This window comes from Corallococcus sp. bb12-1 (assembly GCF_026626765.1).
In the GTDB taxonomy this organism is placed as follows: domain Bacteria; phylum Myxococcota; class Myxococcia; order Myxococcales; family Myxococcaceae; genus Corallococcus; species Corallococcus terminator.
Genome location: NZ_JAPNJZ010000001.1, coordinates 829,335 through 848,156 on the forward strand (window position 1 = coordinate 829,335; position 18,822 = coordinate 848,156).

An 18,822-nucleotide genomic window follows, 5' to 3' on the forward strand; every position below is an offset into this window, starting at 1 on the left:
GTCGTGACGCCGCACCCGCGGTACCCATAGCGTACCTCCCCGGTCCGTGTGTTCCTTCCCCCTCACGCACGAACCGGGGGTTGCCTTTCATCGTGAAGCTCGCGCGCAAATTCACCCTGGCCCTTGTGTTGCTCGCCGTCGCGGTGATGGCCGGGCTCCAGGTGTTCCAGGTCAACCGGGAGCTGTCCCGGTCCGAAATCGACATGCAGCATGACCACCGACTGCTCGGTCACACGCTCGCCGGCTCCATTGGCAAGGCGTGGCAGCTGGCGGGCGAGGCGGAAGCCCTCACGCTCCTCAACCAGGCCAACCGATTCCAGGAGCAGGTGCGCCTGCGGTGGGTGTGGCTGGATGGCGGGCCTGGCTCCGGCTTCGCGCCCGCGCTGCCTCCCCAACTGCTGCGCAGCCTGCGCGCGGGCCATGACGGCTGGCTGACCGACACCACGACCACGCCCGGCGTGCTGCGCTCGTATACGCCGGTGTTCCTGGGTCGGCGCGCGGGCGCCATCGAAATCACCGAGTCCCTCTCCGAACAGCAGCAGCACGTGCGCACCACCGTGCTGGGCACCTCCATCGCCACCGCGACGCTGAGCGTGTTCTTCCTGCTGGCCGCGATGGCCATGGGCCGCAAGCTGGTGGGCCAGCCCGTGGAGCAGCTCGTGCATCTGGCCGGACGCATTGGCGAGGGCGACCTCACCGCGCGCGTGCCGCTGCGGCGTGCGAGCGGCGACGAACTGACGACACTGGCGGTGGCGATGAACCGGATGGGTGAGCAACTGGAGGAGACGCGGGCCAGGCTCGCGGAGGAGACGGCGGCGCGGCTGGCGACGGTGGAGCACCTGCGCCACGCGGACCGGCTCACCACGGTGGGGAAGCTGGCCTCCGGCGTGGCGCACGAGCTGGGCACGCCGCTCAACGTCGTCATGGGCCGCGCGAAGATGGTGTCCTCCGGTGAAGCGGAGGGCGAGGAGGTGGGCGAGTGCGCGCGCATCATCTTCCAGCAGGCGCAGCACATGACCGGCATCATCCGCCAGCTCCTGGACTTCGCGCGGCGGCGGGCCCCGTCGCGCGCGCCGGAGGACCTGTCCCTGCTGGCCGAGCGCACGCTGTCGCTACTCAAGCCCATGGCCACCAAGCGCGGCGCCACGCTGTCGCAGGAGGTGCCCTCGGGCTTCACGGTGGAGGTGGACGCCGGGCAGTTCCAGCAGGTGCTCACCAACTTGGTGATGAACGGGCTGCACGCGATGAACCAGCCCGGTACCTTGCGCGTGCGCTCGCAGGTCTTGCGCGTGAAGCCTCCCGTGGATGTGGGGGGGCCGGAACAGGAATGGGTGCGGCTGGACGTGGAGGACGAAGGCTCCGGCATCCCGGCGGACGTGCTGCCCCACGTGTTCGAACCGTTCTTCACCACCAAGGACGTGGGCGAGGGAACGGGGCTGGGCCTGTCCGTCTCCTATGGGATGGTGCGGGACCACGGCGGCTGGATTGACGTGAAAAGCGAGCAAGGCCGTGGGAGTTGTTTCTCCATCTACCTGCCGCCGGGAGGCAACGCATGCCAGGCCGCATCCTGATTGTCGAAGACGAACGAGAGATGCGCGTGCTGGTGGAGAAGGGCCTCCAGCGCCGGGGCTTCCAGCCCGTGGCCGTGGCCGCCGCGGACGAGGCCCTCCAGCGCATCTCCGCCGAGGACTTCGACACGGTGCTCACCGACCTGCGCATGCCCGGCATGGACGGCCTGGCGCTGTGCGAGCGCATCGTGCTCAACCGGCCGGACATCCCCGTGGTGGTGGTGACGGCGTTCGGAAGCCTGGAGACGGCGGTGGCCGCCATCCGCGCGGGCGCCTACGACTTCATCACCAAGCCCATCGACCTGGACGCGTTGGTGCTGGTGCTGGAGCGCGCCGTGCAACACCGCGCCCTGCGCGCGGAGGTGCGCAGGCTGCGGCAGGCCCTGGGCGAGCGCGAGGATGACGGCGCGCTGGTGGGAGAGAGCCCCGCGCTCAAGCAGGCGTACGCGCTCATCGACCGCGTGGCGGACGTGGACGCCACGGTGCTGATTACAGGCGAGAGCGGCACCGGCAAGGAAGTGGCCGCGCGGGCGTTGCATGCCCGGGGCCGGCGCAAGGAAGGGCCGTTCGTGGCCATCAACTGCGCGGCGATGCCGGAGCAGTTGCTGGAGAGTGAGTTGTTCGGCCATGCGAAGGGCGCCTTCACCGACGCGAAGGCGGCGCGCACGGGCCTGTTCGTGAAGGCGAATGGCGGCACGCTGTTCCTGGACGAGGTGGGGGAGATGCCCCTCACGCTCCAGCCGAAGCTGCTGCGCGCGTTGCAGGAGCGCGTGGTGCGTCCGGTGGGCGGGGACACGGAGATGCCGTTCGACGCGCGCATCGTGGCGGCGACGAACCGCGATTTGGAGTTGGCGGTAGAGGAGGACCGCTTCCGCGAGGACCTGTACTACCGGCTCAACGTCATCGGCATCGAGCTGCCGCCGCTGCGGGCGCGCGGCAACGACGTGCTGCTGTTGTCGCAGCGCTTCGTGGAACAATTCGCCTCGCGCACGGGCAAGCGGGTGGACGGATTGTCACCGGCCGCGGCGCAGCGGCTGCTGGCGTACGGGTGGCCGGGCAACGTGCGTGAATTGCAGAACTGCATCGAGCGCGCGGTGGCGCTCACGTCCTTTGAACAGCTCACGGTGGATGATCTGCCGGAGCGGGTGCGCAATTACAGCACGCCGCGCGTGGTGCCGGAGAACACGGACGCCTCCGAGCTGGTGACGCTGGAGGAATTGGAGCGCCGGTACATCCACCGCGTGCTGGAGGCGGTGGGTGGAAGCCGGACGCTCGCGGCGCGCATCCTGGGTGTGGACAGGAAGACGCTCTACCGCAAGCTGGAGCGCGGCGACGGGGACGGCAAGGACGCGGCGCGCGACGCGAAGAAGCCCTGACCCTGGCACGCCGGATGCTCCTTCTCTTCGGACAGCGCGAACGAGGAGGAGCACCCCATGGTCTTCCAGGACACGACGCAGGATGTGCAGTGGGAAGAAGCCCCGTGGGCGCCGGGCCATGAAGCCCCGGTCACGCGGCCCCAGGTGTTGCTGGCCGAGGACGACCGGGAGATGCGCCGCATGCTGGTGCGAGCGCTGGCCCGGCGCGGCTGTGACGTGCACGATGTGCCGAACGGGCGCGAGCTGCTGGACACGCTGACGCGGGGACTCGCGGGCGTGGAGGGCGCGGCGCCGGACATCCTCATCACGGACGTGCGCATGCCGGGCGTCACCGGTCTGGAGGCCCTGGCGCGCCTGCGCCGCGTGGACTGGGCCACGCCCGTCATCCTCATCACCGCCTTCGGCGACGCCGCCACCCACGCTGAAGCCCACCGCCTGGGCGCCGCGTTCGTCTTCGACAAGCCGTTCGATCTGGACGTGCTGTGCGAAGCGGTGCGGGGCCTCATCGGGGAGGACTGAGCCTCCACGCGGGAGACGGGCACAGCGGACCTCTTGCTATGCTTCCGCGCATTTGAGGCTCGCGGAAATGAACATCGTGATGCGTCTTCCACGGCGACTGCGGGACAGATCACCGCGATGGATGAGCCATGAGGCCCCGTGTTCCGACCGAGAGACCGTGTCTTGAGGCACTCGCTCCTTCTGCTCTGTGCGTTTCTCGGAGGCTGCGCCTCACGACCACCGCTGCCCCTGCGGGTCCCCGCCGAAGAGGCGGCCTGGTTCAAGTTCCCCGCCAGCCTCGATGCGTCGGAACAGGTCGTGGTGCCCGCGACGGTCGCCGCAGCCATCCAGTTCGCGATGGAGGACTTCCGACCGCGCGACACGAAACCCCACCGTGGGAGCGATCCGGTCGAAGCGTGCCTGTATCAACGTCAGTCGTTCGACGTGGAGGCAACGCCATCGGTGGAGGACATCGTGCTGGTCCGCTTCTCCCTGAGCCCCGGCGCATGCATCGAAGAGGGCCCGGTCATGGACATGGGCTCCACCTATGCCGTGGATCCGCGACGAGAACGCATCGTCGCGGTCCAGCCCGGCACACCTCCCGCCGAAGCGGCGAGCTTCACCTTCCCCATGGAGCTGCCGCTCCAGGGACTGATCCACATCGATGGCAACACGGCCGCAGCCATCCAGCTCGCCCTGGACCACTTCCTTCCGTGGGAGGCGCCACCCTCCAGGCAGCCCGCGTGTCTCGACCGGCGCGACTCCTACGACGTGACCGCTGCCCCCGGCCCCGAAGGCGTCGTGCTGGTCCAACTCGTCGTCGATGATCAGCGCTGTCCTCCAGATCCCAGCGAGTCGGTGGAGGCCACCTCGGGCAAGCCCCTCCAGGAAGTCGTGCTCTACGCCGTGGACATCCGGACCCAACGGCTGCTCTCCATCGGCAGGCGGTTCCAGCGGCACCCCTGACCCGGGTCTTCTCGACCCACACCCGGCTCGCGCGACCTCTCTCTTTCGCGAGTGTCGGAGAATTCATCCGCTCTCGTCACAACCATCCACCATCAGCGCACGGCTGGAGGCACAGGGAGGGGCGAGCGGTGCGGAAGCAGGGTTTCCCCTCGGTCCAGGGCCACCCGCTTTACCGCCGGCGGAGTATGGTTCTGGACGGATGCGCCTCTCTTCCTTCCAGCCCCACGCCGGATGTCTCGCGGACGACCTCGCGCGGAATGAGGGCGACGGGAATCTCCCTGACCCGTTTCCTCCCGAAGGATGCTCCTGCTTCATGGAGATCCACCCCGCCGGATTCCCCGGAGGGGCCTGTCGGGACACCCTCCGGCACCCTTTCGTGTTCCATCCCTAGAAGGAACACCCGTCCCCCACACCGAAACGACGATGGCCCACGTCCCCGCCAGCCCGCGTTCCCGCCCTCCCGCCCCGTCCGCGCCGGGTGCGTCTGGCCTGGGCCTGCTCGCGCTGCTGGATGGACTGCCCGAGGCCTTCCTCGCCGTGGACGCCGGCTGGCGCGTCACCTACCTGAGCTCCCGCATGCGCGAGTTGCTCGGGGACCGCGCCCAGCCCGGCGATGACGCGCGCAAGAAGGTGGCGAAGCTGCTCGCCCTGGGAGAGCACCTCCGCCTGGATGCCCCCGCCACCGAGCAGTCCTCCGTGCGCTACGAGCACCGCTGGCCCGAAGGCGACCTCTGCTTCGACGTGAGCATCCGCCCCGTCGAAGGCGCCCTCCTGGTCCACTGCCGCGACATCACCCACGAGTACCGGGCCCGCGGTGAATTGCAGCGCGCCGCCCAGCTCTTCCAGGCCGTGCTGGAGGGCACCACCGACGCCATCTACATCAAGGACCTGGAGGGCCGTTACCAGATCATGAACACCGCGGGTGCGCACGCGCTGGGCCGCACCGTGGCACAGGTGCGCGACCACTCCGACGCGGAGCTGTTCCCCGCCAACGAGGCCGCCGTCAACCGCAAGCACGACCGGGACGTGCTGGAGGCGGGCCACCCCCTCACCTACGAGGACGCCCAGCAGGGCCCCGACGGTGAGCGCGTGTGGCTGACCACCAAGGGCACGCTGCACGACCCCGAAGGCCGGGTGTTCGGCTTCTTCGGCATCAGCCGCGACATCACCCAGCGCAAGTGGGCCGAGGAAGAGGTGCGCAGGCACTCCGAGTTCCAGGAGCACCTGATGGGCATCATCAGCCACGACATCCGCAGCCCGCTGGGCGCCATCATGAACTGGTCGCGCGTGCTCGCGGCCGGCGGCCCCGCGGAGGAGACGGCGCGCACCAGCCAGCGCATCGCCACCGCCGCCGTGCGCATCGAGCGGCTGACGCGCCTGCTGCTGGACTTCACCCGCGCGCGGTTGGTGGGCGGCGTCGTCATTGAACCGCGCGGCACCGACAGCCAGGAGCTCTTGGGCAAGGTGGCGCACGAGTTCCGCGTGGCCTTCCCCAAGCGCCACATCGTCCTGGAGCACAAGGGCAACACGCAGGGCCAGTGGGACCCGGACCGGCTGGCCCAGGTGGTGTCCAACCTGGTGGAGAACGCCCTCAAGTACGGCCCGCCCGAAGCGCCCGTGCGCCTGACCACTCGCGGCCTGCGCACCAAGGTCATCATCGAGGTCCACAACGAGGGCCGCCCCATCCCGGAGGCCCTGCTGCCCCACCTCTTCGAGCCCTTCCGCCAGGGCCCGCAGACGACGCGCACCCTGAAGATGAGCTACGGCCTGGGGCTCTACATCGTGCGGGAGATCGTCCACGCGCACGGGGGCACCATCGAGGTCGCCTCCACCGAGAAGGACGGCACCACCTTCACCGTGACGCTGCCGCGCCGCGCGCCCCCCAAGAAGGGCCCGCCTCCCGAGCCGCCCCCGCCGCCTCCCGCGCACCAGCCCTGAGGCCGGCCTTCAGGGGATGAAGCGCTCCAGGAGCGGCACCAGCGCATCCAGGGGCGCGCTGCCCTGGGACAGGCCCGCTTCGTCCACCACGCGCGGCATGCCGTACACCACGCAGGACGACTCCGCCTCCGTGAGCACCACGCCGCCCGCGGCCCGCACCGCCCGGGCGCCCACGAGCCCGTCCTCGCCCATGCCGGTGAGCACCAGCGCCACCGCGTGCTCCGCCCACCCCGCCGCCACGCTCTGGAAGAGCACGTCCACCGAAGGGTGATGCGGGGTGCCCAGCGGATGGCGGTCCAGGCGCACCAGGTCCAGGGCCCCCCGGCGCTCCACCTTCAGGTGCATGCCCGCCTTCGCCAGCACCGCGCGGCCCGGCACCAGTTCCAGGCCGTCGCGCGCCTCCACCACCTCCAGCGCGCTCTGCGTGTCCAGCCGCTTCGCCACCGCTTCCGTGTAGCCCGCGGGGATGTGCAGCGCGAGCACCACCGGCGCCGGGAAGTCCCGGGGCAGCGCCGACAACAACCGCGTCAGCGCCTGCGGCCCGCCCGTGGACGTGCCCACCGCCAGCAGCTTCGGGGACGCCCCGGTGCCCACGCGCGCGGCGCGGATGGAGGCGCCACGCTCCGCCTCCTGCAGGTAGCGCGGCATCGCCCGGCCCGCGACGCGCACCTTCTCCACCAGCTCCGCGCCCAGCTCGTAGAGCCGCTCGGTGGCGAGCGCCGTGGGCTTGTGCACCATGTCCACCGCGCCCGCCTGGAGCGCGGACACCACCAGCTCGCTGTCGGCGTCGGTGCTGCTCACCACCACCACGCGCGGCGCGTCCGGCATGCCCGCCAGCGCCTTGAGCAGGCCCAGCCCGTCCAGGGCCGGCATCACCAGGTCCAGGGTGATGACGTCCGGCTTGAACTCCGCCACCCGCTCCAGCGCGTCCAGCCCGTCGCGCGCGGTGCCCACCACCTCCAGGCCCTCCGCGTCCGACAGCACCTTGCGCAGCACCTTGCGCGCGAACGCCGAGTCGTCCACCACCAGCACGCGCAACGGAGTCGGAGGCGTCATGACTCCGCCTTGCGGTAGAAGAACGAACCGCGCCGTTCCTCGCAGTGCAGCGCCGTGCCGAAACGCATCAGGGACTCCGACGTACCCACCACCAGTTGCCCACCGGGCTTGAGCACCCGGGTGAGGCCGTCCACCACGCGGCGCGCGGTGTCGTCCTGGAAGTAGATGAGCACGTTTCGGCACAGGACGGCGTCAAAGCTTCCCGGCTGCGGGAAGTTCGCGGTGTCCATCAGGTTGAGCTGCTTCCACTCCACCTTCGCCACCAGCTCCGGCCGCACGCGCGGACGGCCGTCCACGACGTCCAGCCAGCGGCCCTCTACTCCCTTGGGCAGCGCGCGCAGGCAGCGCAGGTTGTACTCACCCGCCCGCGCCCGCTCCAGGGCCCGGACGCTCAGGTCCGTGGCCAGGAGCGACACGTCCCCCAGCACGCCCTTCGCGTCCAGCATCATGGCCAGCGTGAGGGGCTCCTCGCCGGTGGCGCACGCCGCGCACCACACGCGCGGCTGCTGGCCGGCGCGGGCGGCGGGCACCAGGACTTCGTCCACCAGCACCTGCAGCGCCTGGGGCTCGCGGAAGAAGTACGTCTCGTGGACGAGCAGCGAGTCCACCAGCGCGTCCAGCGCCGCGCTCCCCTTCGGGTCGTAACGAAGGAAGTAGTAGTAGTCGAGCAACGAGTCGAAGCCCGCGTCCAGCGCCCGCGACGACACCTTCTCCGCCATCAGCTCCCGGTCTTCCGGGCCGTAGTGCAGCCCCGCGCGCTGCTCGATGAGCATCGCGAGGATGGTGAAGACCTGCGGGGACAACGGCAGCGAGGTCATGGGCAGGGGACTCTCAACGCCCCAGCGCCAGCAGGCAGGCCCGCCGCACGTCGGCGTCCTCGTCTCGGTGGGCCGCGCGGTCCAGCGCCTCGCGCGACTCCACGGTGCCCAACGCCGCCACCGCCGGCGCGGACGCGCGCCGTCCCGCGGGGCTTGCTCCGGCCAGCGCCTGCATCAGCGCCGCCCGCGCATCCGCCCGCCGCATCCGCGCGAGCGCCGCCACCAGCAGGGGCGCCGTCGCGTCGTCCGCCACCTCCAGCGCCGACAGCAGCCCGGCGAGGCGCCCGTCCACCGGCAGCGCCAGCGCGCCCACCACCTGCTCGCGCAGCATCACGTCGCCCAAGAGCGACACCAGCGCCTGCGTGGCGTGCTGCCCGGTGCGCGTGGCCAGGAAGCCCACCGCCGCGCTGCGCACGCTGTCGTCCCGGTCCCCCGCCGCCCTCAAGAGCGCGGGCAGCGTCTCCGGCGCGTCGTACTCCGCCACCGCCGACAGGGCGACCAGCCGCGTGGCCGGGTCGTCCGAGTGCACCGCCTCCAGCAGCACCGGCAGCGCGTCCGGGCGCCGGGCCACGCCCAGGCCCAGCAGCGCCGCGCGGCGCACGTCCGCGTCCGTGGACGAGGCCGCCCGCCGCAGCGCCGCCATGGCGCTCTCCGTGTGCAGGTGCGCCAGCGCGTCCACCACCGCCACGCGCACCTGACCCGCGTCGTCGTTGGCCAGCGCGACGATGGCGTCCGCGGCCGCTTCCTCGTTCAACTTCCCCAGCGACTGGCACGCGTAGTAGCGCACCCACGGGTCGCGGTCGTTCAACCCGCCCAGCAGCGTGGAGGTGATGCGGGCCTGCTTGTCCGTCTGGCCCAGCGCGCGCATCGCCGTGGCGCGCGTGCGTTCGGATTCGTGGCTCGCCGCGGCCAGCAGCGCGTCCACCGCCCGGGGGTCGTCGATGAAGGGCAGGCCGTAGATGGCCGCGTCGCGCAGCCGCTCGTCCGGGTCCCGCATGGCCAACAGCAGCGCGTCCAGGCCGCGCGGATAGCCGAAGTAGGCCACGATGCGCAGCGCCGCGCGGCGCTGGCGCGTGTCCGCCGAACGCGCCGCTTCCAGCGCCAGCGTCTCCGTCGTCTCGCTGCCCAGGGACTGGATGGCGCCCACCACCGCCTGCACCACGCGCGGGTCCTCGTCCGACAGCCGCACGAAGAGGGCCTGCACCGCGGACGTGTCACCAATGCGCGACAGCGTCTCCGCCGCCAGCGCGCGCACCATCGCGTCCCGGTCCTCCAGGCACAGCAGCACGTCCGGCACCGCCGCGGACCGCTTGCCGACAAGCGGCAGCAGCACCCGGCGCCGGGAGCTGTCGCCCTCGCGCAGCGCCTGGAGGATTTGAGCGTCCGCGTCCGCGCCCAGCTCGCCCAGCCCCGCCGCGGCCGCGCGCGACACGCCCAGGTCCTGCGAGTCCAGGAGCTTCAGCAGGCCCGACGCCGCGTCCGCGCCCCCTGCCCAGCCCAGGAGCCGCGCCACCGCGGTCTTCTCCGCCGCGTCCGCGCCGGAGATGACCTGGGCAAGCCTGCGTCCGGTGGGGTGCGGCTCCGCCGAGTTGGAGCGCAGCACCGACGGCACCATGCGCGCGCCGCCGAAGCGCGCCACCTGCGCGTCGTGGATCTCCACCAGCGCCACCGCCGCCACGCGCACCACCGCGTCGTTGCCCCGTTGCAGCAGGCCCACGAGCGCGGGCACCGCGGCCTCCTGACCGGTGCGGCCCAGGGCCCGGCAGGCCTCCAGCGAGTAGAACGGATCCGACAGCAGCGCCATCAGCGCCGGCACCACCGTGGGGTCGCCCGAGCGGCCCAGCACGTCGATGGCGGGGAAGATGCGGAAGAAGTTGCCGCTGCCCAACGAGGCCAGCAGCGCGTCCACCGCCGCGCCGCCGCCAATGCGGCCCAGCGCCTCGATGGCGGCCACCGCCACGTTGTCATCCGCGTGCACGGTCAGCCGCGCCAGCAGCGGCACCGACTGGCGGCTGCGGCGGCGGCCCAGCACCTGGGCGGCGTCGCAGACGATGGCCGGGTTGGCGTCATCCCCCAGCACCTCCACCGGCCCGTCCACTTCACCGGTGGCGGCCACCAGCGCGTCCACCGCCGCGGCGATGCGCGCTTCGTTGTCCCGCTGGTGGATGAGCACGTCGCACAGGGGCTGCACCGCGGGGGTGCCCAGGCGCGCGAGCGCCGACACCACGGCGCGGCGCACCGCCCAGGACGGCGCGTCCAGCCCGGCCAGCAGCGTCGGCAGGCTGGAGGCCCCCTTGCGGGCCAGTTGGTCTACTTCTTCCACCCGCGCGCGGTCGTCCGCGGACAGCGAGAGCGGGTGTTGCCGCACGGTCGAATTCGTCGTCACGCCTTCTGCTCCCGGGGAGCCCGGGACACGGCCGCGTCCTTGCCTCCCAAAAGTCCATTCAGGTGGGCCAACCCCTCCACCTGTTCACCCTGGAGCTTCGCGAGCTGCCCCAGCCGGCCCGCCACCTCCTTCACCTCCTGGGCGGTGATGGCCGTGGTGCGCGCCTGCTGGGCCGTGGTGACGGCGATCTCCCGCGAGCGGCCCCGCATCTCCTCCACGGACCTGCCCAGTTGTTCGGCCACCGTGGCCTGCTCCTGCGCGGCCTTCGCCACGGAGGCCACGCCAGAGGCCTGCTTCGTGGCCGACGTGGTCAACACCGACAGCGCATCCGTCTGCTCATCCAGCGCCCGCGCCGTCGTCCTGGCCACCCGGCGCACCTCCTCCGCGCCGCGCACCAGCGAGGACAGCGCCTGGGCCTGCTCCTCCGTGGCGCGCGTCACCTCCTGCGCGAGCTTCGCCACCTGGCGGGTGGCCACTTCGCCCTGCTTGAGGGCGCGGCCCTGCTCCACCATCGCGCGCGTGGACTGGGCCACCTCCTTGCGCGTGGCGTCCATGGCCCGGGCCACCTCCTGCGCGGCCTTGGCCTGTTCGGCGATGCCGGTGATGGCGCGCTGGGTGGCGGACGCCACCTCCTGCGCCACCGTGCCCAGGGCGGTCACCTGCTGTCCCTGCGCCGCCACCGCGCCGCTCACGCCCTGCACCAACTGCCGCATCTGCACCGCGCCCTTGGCCAGGTCCGTGGCCGCCGCGGCCTGCTCCTGCATCGCGCGCGACACCTTCTGCGCCACCTCCGACAACTGGGTGTTGGAGCGCACCGCTTCGCGCAGCGCCTTGGCCTGGTCCGCGGTGGCCTGCGTGGTCTGCCGCGCCATGCGCCGCATCTCCGTGCCGCCCTGGGCCAGCGCCTGCGCGGCCTGCGCCTGCTCCGTCGCGGACGCCGCGATGACGCGCCCCTGTTCGCTCACCTTCGCGGTGGACAAGGCCAGCGACTGCACCGCCTGCACCTGCTCCGCCGACGCGCGCGACGCCTCGCGCACGTTCTGGCCCAGGTCCTCCACGCCCTTGAGGATGGTGCCCAGCGCCTTCTCCGCGTCCCCTGCCAGCGCCGCGCCCTCGTCCGCCGCGCGCACGCCTTCACCGGTGGCCGTGGCCGCCTCGCGCGCCGTCGTCTGGAGGCCCCGGACGATCTTCGCCACGTCCGCGCTGGCCGCCGCCGCCCGGTCCGCCAGGGCGCGGATCTCCTCCGCCACCACCGCGAAGCCCCGGCCGTGCTCCCCCGCCCGCGCCGCCTCGATGCTGGCGTTGAGCGACAGGAGGTTCGTGCGGTCCGCGATGAGGTTGATGGTCTGCACGATGTCGCCAATCTCCTCGGCGCGCCGGCCCATCTCCTTCATCACCCCGGACGACTCCACGATGGACTGCCGGATGCGGCCGAAGCCAGCGATGGAGCGCGCCACCGTGACGCCGCCCTCGCGCGCGCTCACGCCCACGCGTTCAGCGGCCAGCCGCGCCTCCTCCGTCATCTGCGCCGCGCGGCGCGTGGACGTCTCCAGTTGCGCGGACGCGGTGGCGCTGGTGGACGCCAGGCCGTTGATGCTGTCCGCGGCGCGGGCCACCGCCTGCGCGGAGCGCGCAAGCTGTTCGATGGTGGCCGCGTTGGTGTCCACCACGGCCGCGTTCTTCTCCGCGGTGGCGGCGACCTCCTCCACGCTGGCGGCCACCTCCTCCACGGTGGACGCGGTGGCGGAGGTGTGCGCTTCCAGGGTGCGTGCGTGGTCGGCCACGCCGCGCACGCTGCGCGCCACCTGTTCGGTGGTGGAGGCCGTCTCCTCCACGCTGGAGGCCATGGAGGCCGCGTCGCGCGACACCTCGTGGAGCGTCCTGCCCAGCGACACCACGGCGCCGGACACCTGCGCCATGCGCTCGCCCACGCCCTGCGTGTCCGTGGACAGCCGGCTGATGCCCTTGGACATCTCCTCGATGGTGGCGGCCACCTCTTCCGTGGTGGCGGCGCTCGTCTGGTTGCGCGCCACCAGGTCCTCCACGGTGGCGTTCATCTCCTGCACGCTCGCGAGCAGCTCCTCGCTGGAGGCGGCCAGCTCCTCCGCGTTGGCGCTCACGCCCTTCACCGAACGCGCCACCTCCTCCACGGTGGAGGCCGTCGCATCCGACGACGCGGCGAGCAGCACGGCGTCCTTGCGCACGCTGGCCACCGACGCGGTCACCTCCTGCATCGCGCCCGCGGTGGCCTCCGCCTCCTGCTGCACGCCCCGGGCGGATTCGCTCATCGCGCGCTGGCTGCGCACCAGCGACTGCACCGCGGCGCTCGTCTGCTCCACCTGCGCGGCCACGGATTCGATGGCGATGCGCACCTGTTCGCCCGACGCCGCCTGTTCGTTGCCCGCGGAGGCCAGCCGCGCCGCGAGCAGCTCCGTGGACTGCACCAGGCCCGCGCTCTCCTCCACCTTGAGCGCGGTGCGCTCCGCCACCGCGCGCGCATCCTCCACCCGGGGGGCGCTGCTGCTACCGTTGTCCGTCGACATCCGCGGTCTCCTCCCCCATCACCCGGGGAAAATCGATGAGCATCACCAGCCGCGGGCCCACCTGCGCCACGGCCTTCACGAAACCCTTCGCGCGCTCCACCACCATGGGCGGAGGCGGCTGGATGGTGCGCGGGTCCAACTTCAGGACTTCGCGCGCGCTGTCCACGAGCAGCCCCACCGTGCGCTCGCCCAACTGCCCCACCACCACCCTTGAATCCAGGGTGGGCGTGCTCGGCGGCAGCCCGAAGCGGGCCCGCGCGTCCACCACCGGGATGACCCGGCCCCGAACCTGCACCAGCCCCGCCACGTGCGCGGGAGCCCCTGGCACTGGCGTGGCGCCGGTGAAGGACTCCATCTGCACCACGTCCGCCGCGGGCATCGCGTACTCCGTCCCGTCCACCTTGAACAACACGTGCAGCACGGTCATGACGCCCACCCTCCCGAGCGCGCGGCGCCCATCCGGCGGCCCACGCGCGCCGCGCCGAGCGCGCCCAGGTCCAGCACCAGCGTAGGCTTTCCGTCGCCCAGGTCCGTGGCGCCCGCCACGCCCGCCACGCGCACCAGCGGATCCTCCAGCGGGCGCAGGACGATCTCCTGCTGTCCCAGGAGCCGGTCCACCGCGAACGCCACCGGCTCCCCGCGCTGCCGCACGATGAGCGCCTTGGTGCCCCGAACGCCGTCCGCGTCCCCTGGCGCCGTCCGCTCCAGCAGGCGCTCCAGTGACACCAGCGGCACGGCCGCGCCGCGCCGCTCCACCAGCCCCAGGCCGTCCGCGCCCGCGGGCCGCACCACCTTCAGCGCGTCCACGTCGATGAGCTCCTCCACCGTGCCCACCGCCACCGCGTACTTGAGGCCCGCGCATTCAAAGACGATGGCGTCCACCAGCGTCACCGTGAGCGGCACGCGCAGGGTGAAGGTGGTGCCCGCGCTCTTGCGCGTCTCCATGCGCAGCTCGCCGCCCAGTTGCTCCACGACGATGCGCCGCACGATGTCCATCCCCATGCCCCGGCCACTGGTGCTCGTGGCCTCCTGGCGCGTGGACAGCCCGGGCCGGCACAGCAGGTCCAGCAGGCCGTCCACCGACTCCGGCACGGGCGCGTTCGCGGCCTTCGCCACCGCCCTCGCATCCACGCCCCGGCCGTCGTCGCGCAGGGTGATCTCCAACTGACCGCTGGAGCGCGCATGACAACCCAGGCGCACCAGCCCTTCCGGGGGCTTGCCCGCGGAAAGCCGCTCGTCGGGCAGCTCCAGCGCGTGGTCCACCGCGTTGCGCACCAGGTGCACCAGCGCGGGCATCAGCCGGTCCGCCACGGCCTTGTCCAGCTCCGCGTCGCCCACGTCCAGCTCCAGCCGCACCGCCTTGCCGGTGGTGCGCCGCAGCCCGCGCACCAAGAGGGGCAGCCGCTCCAGCACGTCCCCCACGCGCACCATGCGCAGCCGCAGGATGGCCGAGCGCAGGTCGCGCAGCTGCCGGCCGTTCTCCTGGAGGATGGCCGCCAGTTCGCGCGTGGGCGCCCCCGCCGCCGTGAGCGCCGCCACCGCGCGCGTCAGCCGGGAGCGGTTGACCACGAGCGCCGCCAGCCACTCCATGGCCTCGTCCAGTCGCGACACCTCCACGCGCAGCAGGCCGCCGCCCCGGCGCACCTCCGGCTCGTCCAGCTCGTCCTCGGGACCGGGGACTCCAAGCGCGCCGGGGACTCCGGACACCGGGGGGAGCAGCGCTGGGGACGGTCCGGCCGCCGGGGTCGACGAAGCCGGGCCAGCCGCCGGGGGCGCCAGGGGCGCGGCCACCGCCAGCGAGCGCACCGTGGCGGGAGCGCCGCCCACGGCCTCCAGCAGCGCCGCGTCCTCCGAGTGGGTGAGCAGCAGCAGCGCGAACGCCAGCGACGCTCCGCCCGCCGCGGCGCCGGACAGGGGCAGCACCTTCACGATGTCGCCGTGCTTCGCCACGCGCTCGCGCACGGTGTTGATGTTGAGGCCCTTCGCGGCTCGCTCGGAGGAAGGCACGAAGTCCAGCCGCACCGCGCGCTGGCCTCCCGCGAGCCCGCCCTCCAGTTGTTCACGCTCCGAGGGCGCCAGCCTGGAAGCGAACGCGGCCTCCGCGTCCAGCACGACGGCCCTCGGCCCCCGGGGCGCTGCCTCCAGCATCTGGGGCCCCAGCGCCTCCAGCCGCTCCAGCAGGTTCGCGGGCGCGGGCGAGGCCGGCTTTCCGGCGCCCAACTGCCGCACGCGCTGTTCGATGGCGCGCAGGCCCTCCACCAGGGGCTCCACGCTGGATTCAGGCAGGCGGCCGCCCGCCTGATCCGCCACCCGCAGGGACGCCTCCATCCAGTGCGCCACGGAGACGATGGGCTCCACGTCCACCATGGCGGACAGGCCCTTGATGGTGTGCAGGGCGCGAAACAGCTCCCGCACGGCGCGCGGCTGGGCGGCACCCCGGCGGACGGCCTCCTCCACGGCGAGCAGGTCGCGCTGCGCGGAGGCCAGCAGCTCGTCCACCTCCGCCAGGTAGGCGGGGAGGAACTCCGCGAACTCCCCGGGTGTCGTCACCCGCGCGGCGCCTCGTCCGAAGCCTTCTCCAGCAGGGACCGGGCCGCGCCCTGGAGGGAGTCCGGGGTGAAGGGCTTGGTCATGAAGAGGCTGGCGCCAGCACCCAGTGCACGCTCGCGCGAGGCTTCGTCCCCGCGGGTCGTGACGATGATGATGGGCAGCGCGCGAAGTTGATCCTGCCCCCGCACGAACTCCACCACCTCGATGCCGCCGATGTCCGGCATGTTGAGGTCCAGCACGAGCAGGTCGTAGGCCTTGAGCGACAACTGCTCGATGGCCTCCAGCCCGCTGGACGCCTGCGTGAAGCGGCTGTCGGGATAGGGGCGCAGGCAGGCGACCACCATCTCGCGCATCACCTTGCTGTCATCGACGACGAGTACCTCGGGCATGGCGTCCTCTGGAAACGACCGACCAAGCTAGATCGATTCCGGACTGCTGAAAGAAATGAGTCATCGCGCGCGGGCCGAGCGTTGGCTTCTCCACGCACCCGCGCGCCGGTATGTCACGAAGCCCCGGCGACAGCACGCGGCGCGCGTACACCATCCAGCCCCCATGCCCGCCCTCCCCGCCCGGATCGACTTCCGCACCATGCCCCCACCACCGCCGCCCCCCGACGCCTTCTTCCCCCTGCCCCCTGGAGACACCTCCACGGCAGGAGAGCCCACACCGTGCGTCTGGGTGGTGGACGACAGCGCCAGCGAGGCGCGCTTCATCAAGAGCGCGCTGGGCACGGGCTTCCAGGTGGAGACCTTCCCGGATGGCGCCGCGATGCTCGAACGCCTGCACTCCGGGCGGGCCCCGGACGTGGTGGTGCTGGACTGGGAGATGCCGGGGATGTCCGGTCCGGAGGTCTGCCAGTTCCTGCGCGGCCAGTCCGAAACGGAGGCCCTGCCGGTGTTGATGCTCACCGCGCACGGCCGGCCGGAGGACCTGGTGCAGGGCCTGCGCGCGGGCGCCAACGACTACGTGGCCAAGCCCTTCCGCACGGAGGAGGTGCGCGCACGGGTGAACGCGCTGGTGCGCGGCAAGCGGATGGTGGACGCCGTGCGGCGCGCGGACCGCGAGAAGGCGGAGGCACTCGCGCAACTGGACTCGCTGCTCACCTCCTCGCCGGTGGGCCTGTCGCTGCTGGACCGGGAGCTGAGGTTCGTGCACGTCAACGCGCGGATGGCGAAGCTGGACGGGCTGCCCCTGGATTCCCACGCGGGGAGGACCTTCGCGGAGGTCCTGCCCTCCCTGGCGCCTCAGTTGGAGCCCGTCATCCGCCGCGTGCTGGAGACGGGAGAGCCCGCGGAGGAGCTGTCCGTGTCACTGAAGCGGGCGGGGCCCGACGCGGCCGACGGCGACATGCACCTGATGGTGGGCTTCCACCCGGTGCGCACGCCCGGGGGCGAGGTGCTGGGCGTGGGGTCCGTGGTGGTGGATGTCACCCGGCACAAGCAGTCCGAAGGGGAGCTGAGAGCGGCGGCGGAGTTCCGCGAGCGCTTCCTGGGCATCGTCGGTCACGACCTGCGCAACCCCCTCAATGCCATCCGCATGGCAGCCAGCTTCCTCATCGCCAGCGAACAGGTACCTCCCGCGCTGGTGCGCACCGTGGGGCGCATCATCAGCAGCACGGACCGGATGACGCGGATGATCACCGAACTGCTGGACTTCACCCGCAGCCGGCTGGGCGGCGGCATCCCCCTGACGCCGGGGGCGACGGACCTGGGGCTGGTGGTGCGCCAGGTGGTGGAGGAGTTGGAGCTGGTGCACCCGAACCGCACCGTGCGGGTGGAGTCCACCGGACCGCTGGGCGGCCGGTGGGACGCGGACCGGCTGGCGCAGGTCCTGAGCAACCTCCTGGGCAACGCCCTCCAGTACAGCCCGCCGGAGTCCACCGTGGAGCTGTCCCTCCAGGGCGGACCGGAGCTGGCCGTCGCGCGGGTGAGCAACCGGGGCAACCCCATCCCCAAAGAGGAGCTGAGCATCCTCTTCCACCCCTTCCAGCGCGCGCAGACGGGCGCCCACGTGCCCTCCGGCCTGGGCCTGGGCCTCTTCATCTCCGACCAGATCGTCCGCAGCCACCGGGGGACCCTGGTCGTGGAGTCGGGCCCGGAGCGGACGGTCTTCACCATGACCCTGCCGCGCGCCCCCTGAAGCTCCGAAGCTGCTCCGGCACCGGGGCCTGGAGGCCTTCTGGCGTCACGCGCCTGCCCGCCCCCACCCCGCCCGACCTGCCACGCGGGTTGGAATTTCCCGGTCCCCTGCCCTACCGTGGACGCGTGTCCACCACGCAACACTCCACCACCCTGCTGCTCGTCGAAAACAACCGGGACGTCCGCGAGGCGCTGAAGGAGATCCTGGAGTCGGAAGGCTACCGGGTGCTCCCGGCGGTGAATGGCCAGGACGCGCTGAACGTGCTGGCGCGCCAGGAGCGCATCCCGGGCCTCATCCTGCTGGACCTGGTGATGCCGGTGATGGACGGGCACGCCTTCATCGAACACCTGCGCCGCACGGGCGCGCTGGCGCTGACGCGGGTGCTGGTGCTGACGGCGCACCCCACGCTGCCGCTGCCGCACGGGGTCTCCGGACGGTTGGGCAAACCGGTGCGGCTGGAAGAGCTGCTGGACGCCATCGCCGTGCACGCAGCTCCCGCGGCGTGAGCGGGCGGCCCGCGCGAGCCGTCAGGCGGACTGGCAGTGCCGGGCCACCAGCGCGAGCAGCTCCGTGATGTCCACGGGCTTTCGCAAGAGGCCCACCGTGCCCGGAGGCGCCTTGGCCGTCGGGTGCGCGGTGAGCATCAGCACCGGCAGGTCCTGGTAGCGGGCGTCGTCGCGCACGCGGTGGAGGAACTCGTGTCCGTCCATCACCGGCATCATCAGGTCCAGCAGCACCAGACACGGGCGGGGCACGTGGGCGAGCGCGTCCAGGGCCAGTTGCCCGTTGGCCGCCTGCACCACCGCGTAGTCCTCCATCTCCAGCAGCTCCGCCACCACTTCGCGCAGGTCCGGTTCGTCGTCGACGATGAGGATGGTGGAGCGGGGCGTCGTTCTCAACACCTGGACAGCCTACGCAGGTCGCACCGGCATCGCCAGCAATGACGCCGCGTTGTGTATCCCTTCCGTCTCGCGCAAGCCCTCC

Annotated in this window: 15 protein-coding genes; 7 read left to right on the forward strand and 8 right to left on the reverse strand. The window is 72.2% G+C overall.

Going from position 1 to position 18,822, the window contains the following annotated elements:
• The first annotated feature begins 92 nt into the window (after positions 1-92).
• The 5 genes from OV208_RS03480 (at position 93) to OV208_RS03500 (ending at position 6,346) form a co-directional block, all read left to right on the forward strand.
• Entirely contained in the window at positions 93-1,571 is a 1,479-nt protein-coding gene (locus OV208_RS03480; protein WP_267572808.1) for a sensor histidine kinase, read from the forward strand.
• The gene (locus tag OV208_RS03485) at positions 1,553-2,944 is read left to right on the forward strand and encodes a sigma-54-dependent transcriptional regulator (protein ID WP_267572362.1); all 1,392 of its coding nucleotides are present in this window, start codon (positions 1,553-1,555) and stop codon (positions 2,942-2,944) included. Before OV208_RS03480 ends, OV208_RS03485 begins: the two co-directional genes overlap by 19 nt.
• Positions 2,945-3,001: 57 nt before the next feature.
• Positions 3,002-3,463 (forward strand): response regulator, encoded by a 462-nt coding sequence (locus tag OV208_RS03490; RefSeq protein WP_267572363.1) that lies wholly within the window; start codon positions 3,002-3,004, stop codon positions 3,461-3,463.
• A 162-nt stretch (positions 3,464-3,625) separates the two neighbouring features.
• Positions 3,626-4,408 (forward strand): hypothetical protein, encoded by a 783-nt coding sequence (locus tag OV208_RS03495; protein ID WP_267572364.1) that lies wholly within the window; start codon positions 3,626-3,628, stop codon positions 4,406-4,408.
• 423 nt (positions 4,409-4,831) lie between these two features.
• Positions 4,832-6,346, forward strand: a complete 1,515-nt coding sequence (locus OV208_RS03500) for a PAS domain-containing sensor histidine kinase (protein WP_267572365.1) — start codon at positions 4,832-4,834, stop codon at positions 6,344-6,346.
• A 9-nt stretch (positions 6,347-6,355) separates the two neighbouring features.
• Here OV208_RS03500 and cheB read toward each other — a convergent pair whose 3' ends face one another.
• The 7 genes from cheB to OV208_RS03535 are packed head-to-tail and all read right to left on the reverse strand — an operon-like array spanning position 6,356 to position 16,088.
• Positions 6,356-7,402: a chemotaxis-specific protein-glutamate methyltransferase CheB gene (gene cheB, locus OV208_RS03505; RefSeq protein ID WP_267572366.1), complete on the reverse strand. Its 1,047-nt coding sequence runs from the start codon at positions 7,400-7,402 to the stop codon at positions 6,356-6,358.
• Positions 7,399-8,220, reverse strand: a complete 822-nt coding sequence (locus tag OV208_RS03510; RefSeq protein WP_267572367.1) for a CheR family methyltransferase — start codon at positions 8,218-8,220, stop codon at positions 7,399-7,401. The genes cheB and OV208_RS03510 overlap by 4 nt, the downstream gene beginning before the upstream one ends.
• Before the next feature lie 13 nt (positions 8,221-8,233).
• Positions 8,234-10,606, reverse strand: a complete 2,373-nt coding sequence (locus OV208_RS03515) for a HEAT repeat domain-containing protein (RefSeq protein ID WP_267572368.1) — start codon at positions 10,604-10,606, stop codon at positions 8,234-8,236.
• Complete coding sequence (locus OV208_RS03520; protein ID WP_267572369.1) at positions 10,603-13,149, reverse strand: methyl-accepting chemotaxis protein; 2,547 nt, start codon at positions 13,147-13,149, stop codon at positions 10,603-10,605. Before OV208_RS03520 ends, OV208_RS03515 begins: the two co-directional genes overlap by 4 nt.
• Positions 13,130-13,576 (reverse strand): chemotaxis protein CheW, encoded by a 447-nt coding sequence (locus OV208_RS03525; protein ID WP_267572370.1) that lies wholly within the window; start codon positions 13,574-13,576, stop codon positions 13,130-13,132. The genes OV208_RS03520 and OV208_RS03525 overlap by 20 nt, the downstream gene beginning before the upstream one ends.
• Positions 13,573-15,699 (reverse strand): chemotaxis protein CheA, encoded by a 2,127-nt coding sequence (locus OV208_RS03530; protein ID WP_267572371.1) that lies wholly within the window; start codon positions 15,697-15,699, stop codon positions 13,573-13,575. Before OV208_RS03530 ends, OV208_RS03525 begins: the two co-directional genes overlap by 4 nt.
• Complete coding sequence (locus OV208_RS03535; protein WP_267572372.1) at positions 15,696-16,088, reverse strand: response regulator; 393 nt, start codon at positions 16,086-16,088, stop codon at positions 15,696-15,698. Before OV208_RS03535 ends, OV208_RS03530 begins: the two co-directional genes overlap by 4 nt.
• A 163-nt stretch (positions 16,089-16,251) precedes the next feature.
• Here OV208_RS03535 and OV208_RS03540 point away from each other — a divergent pair, with 163 nt between their 5' ends.
• Together OV208_RS03540 and OV208_RS03545 are read left to right on the forward strand one after the other, a co-directional pair.
• Complete coding sequence (locus OV208_RS03540) at positions 16,252-17,838, forward strand: response regulator (RefSeq protein ID WP_267572373.1); 1,587 nt, start codon at positions 16,252-16,254, stop codon at positions 17,836-17,838.
• A gap of 125 nt (positions 17,839-17,963) precedes the next feature.
• The gene (locus OV208_RS03545) at positions 17,964-18,344 is read left to right on the forward strand and encodes a response regulator (RefSeq protein ID WP_267572374.1); all 381 of its coding nucleotides are present in this window, start codon (positions 17,964-17,966) and stop codon (positions 18,342-18,344) included.
• A gap of 21 nt (positions 18,345-18,365) precedes the next feature.
• On the opposite strand, the gene OV208_RS03550 is transcribed toward OV208_RS03545, so the two are convergent.
• A complete protein-coding gene (locus OV208_RS03550) occupies positions 18,366-18,740 on the reverse strand; it encodes a response regulator (protein WP_267572375.1) in 375 nt (124 codons plus the stop codon).
• Between the last annotated feature and the right edge of the window lie 82 nt (positions 18,741-18,822).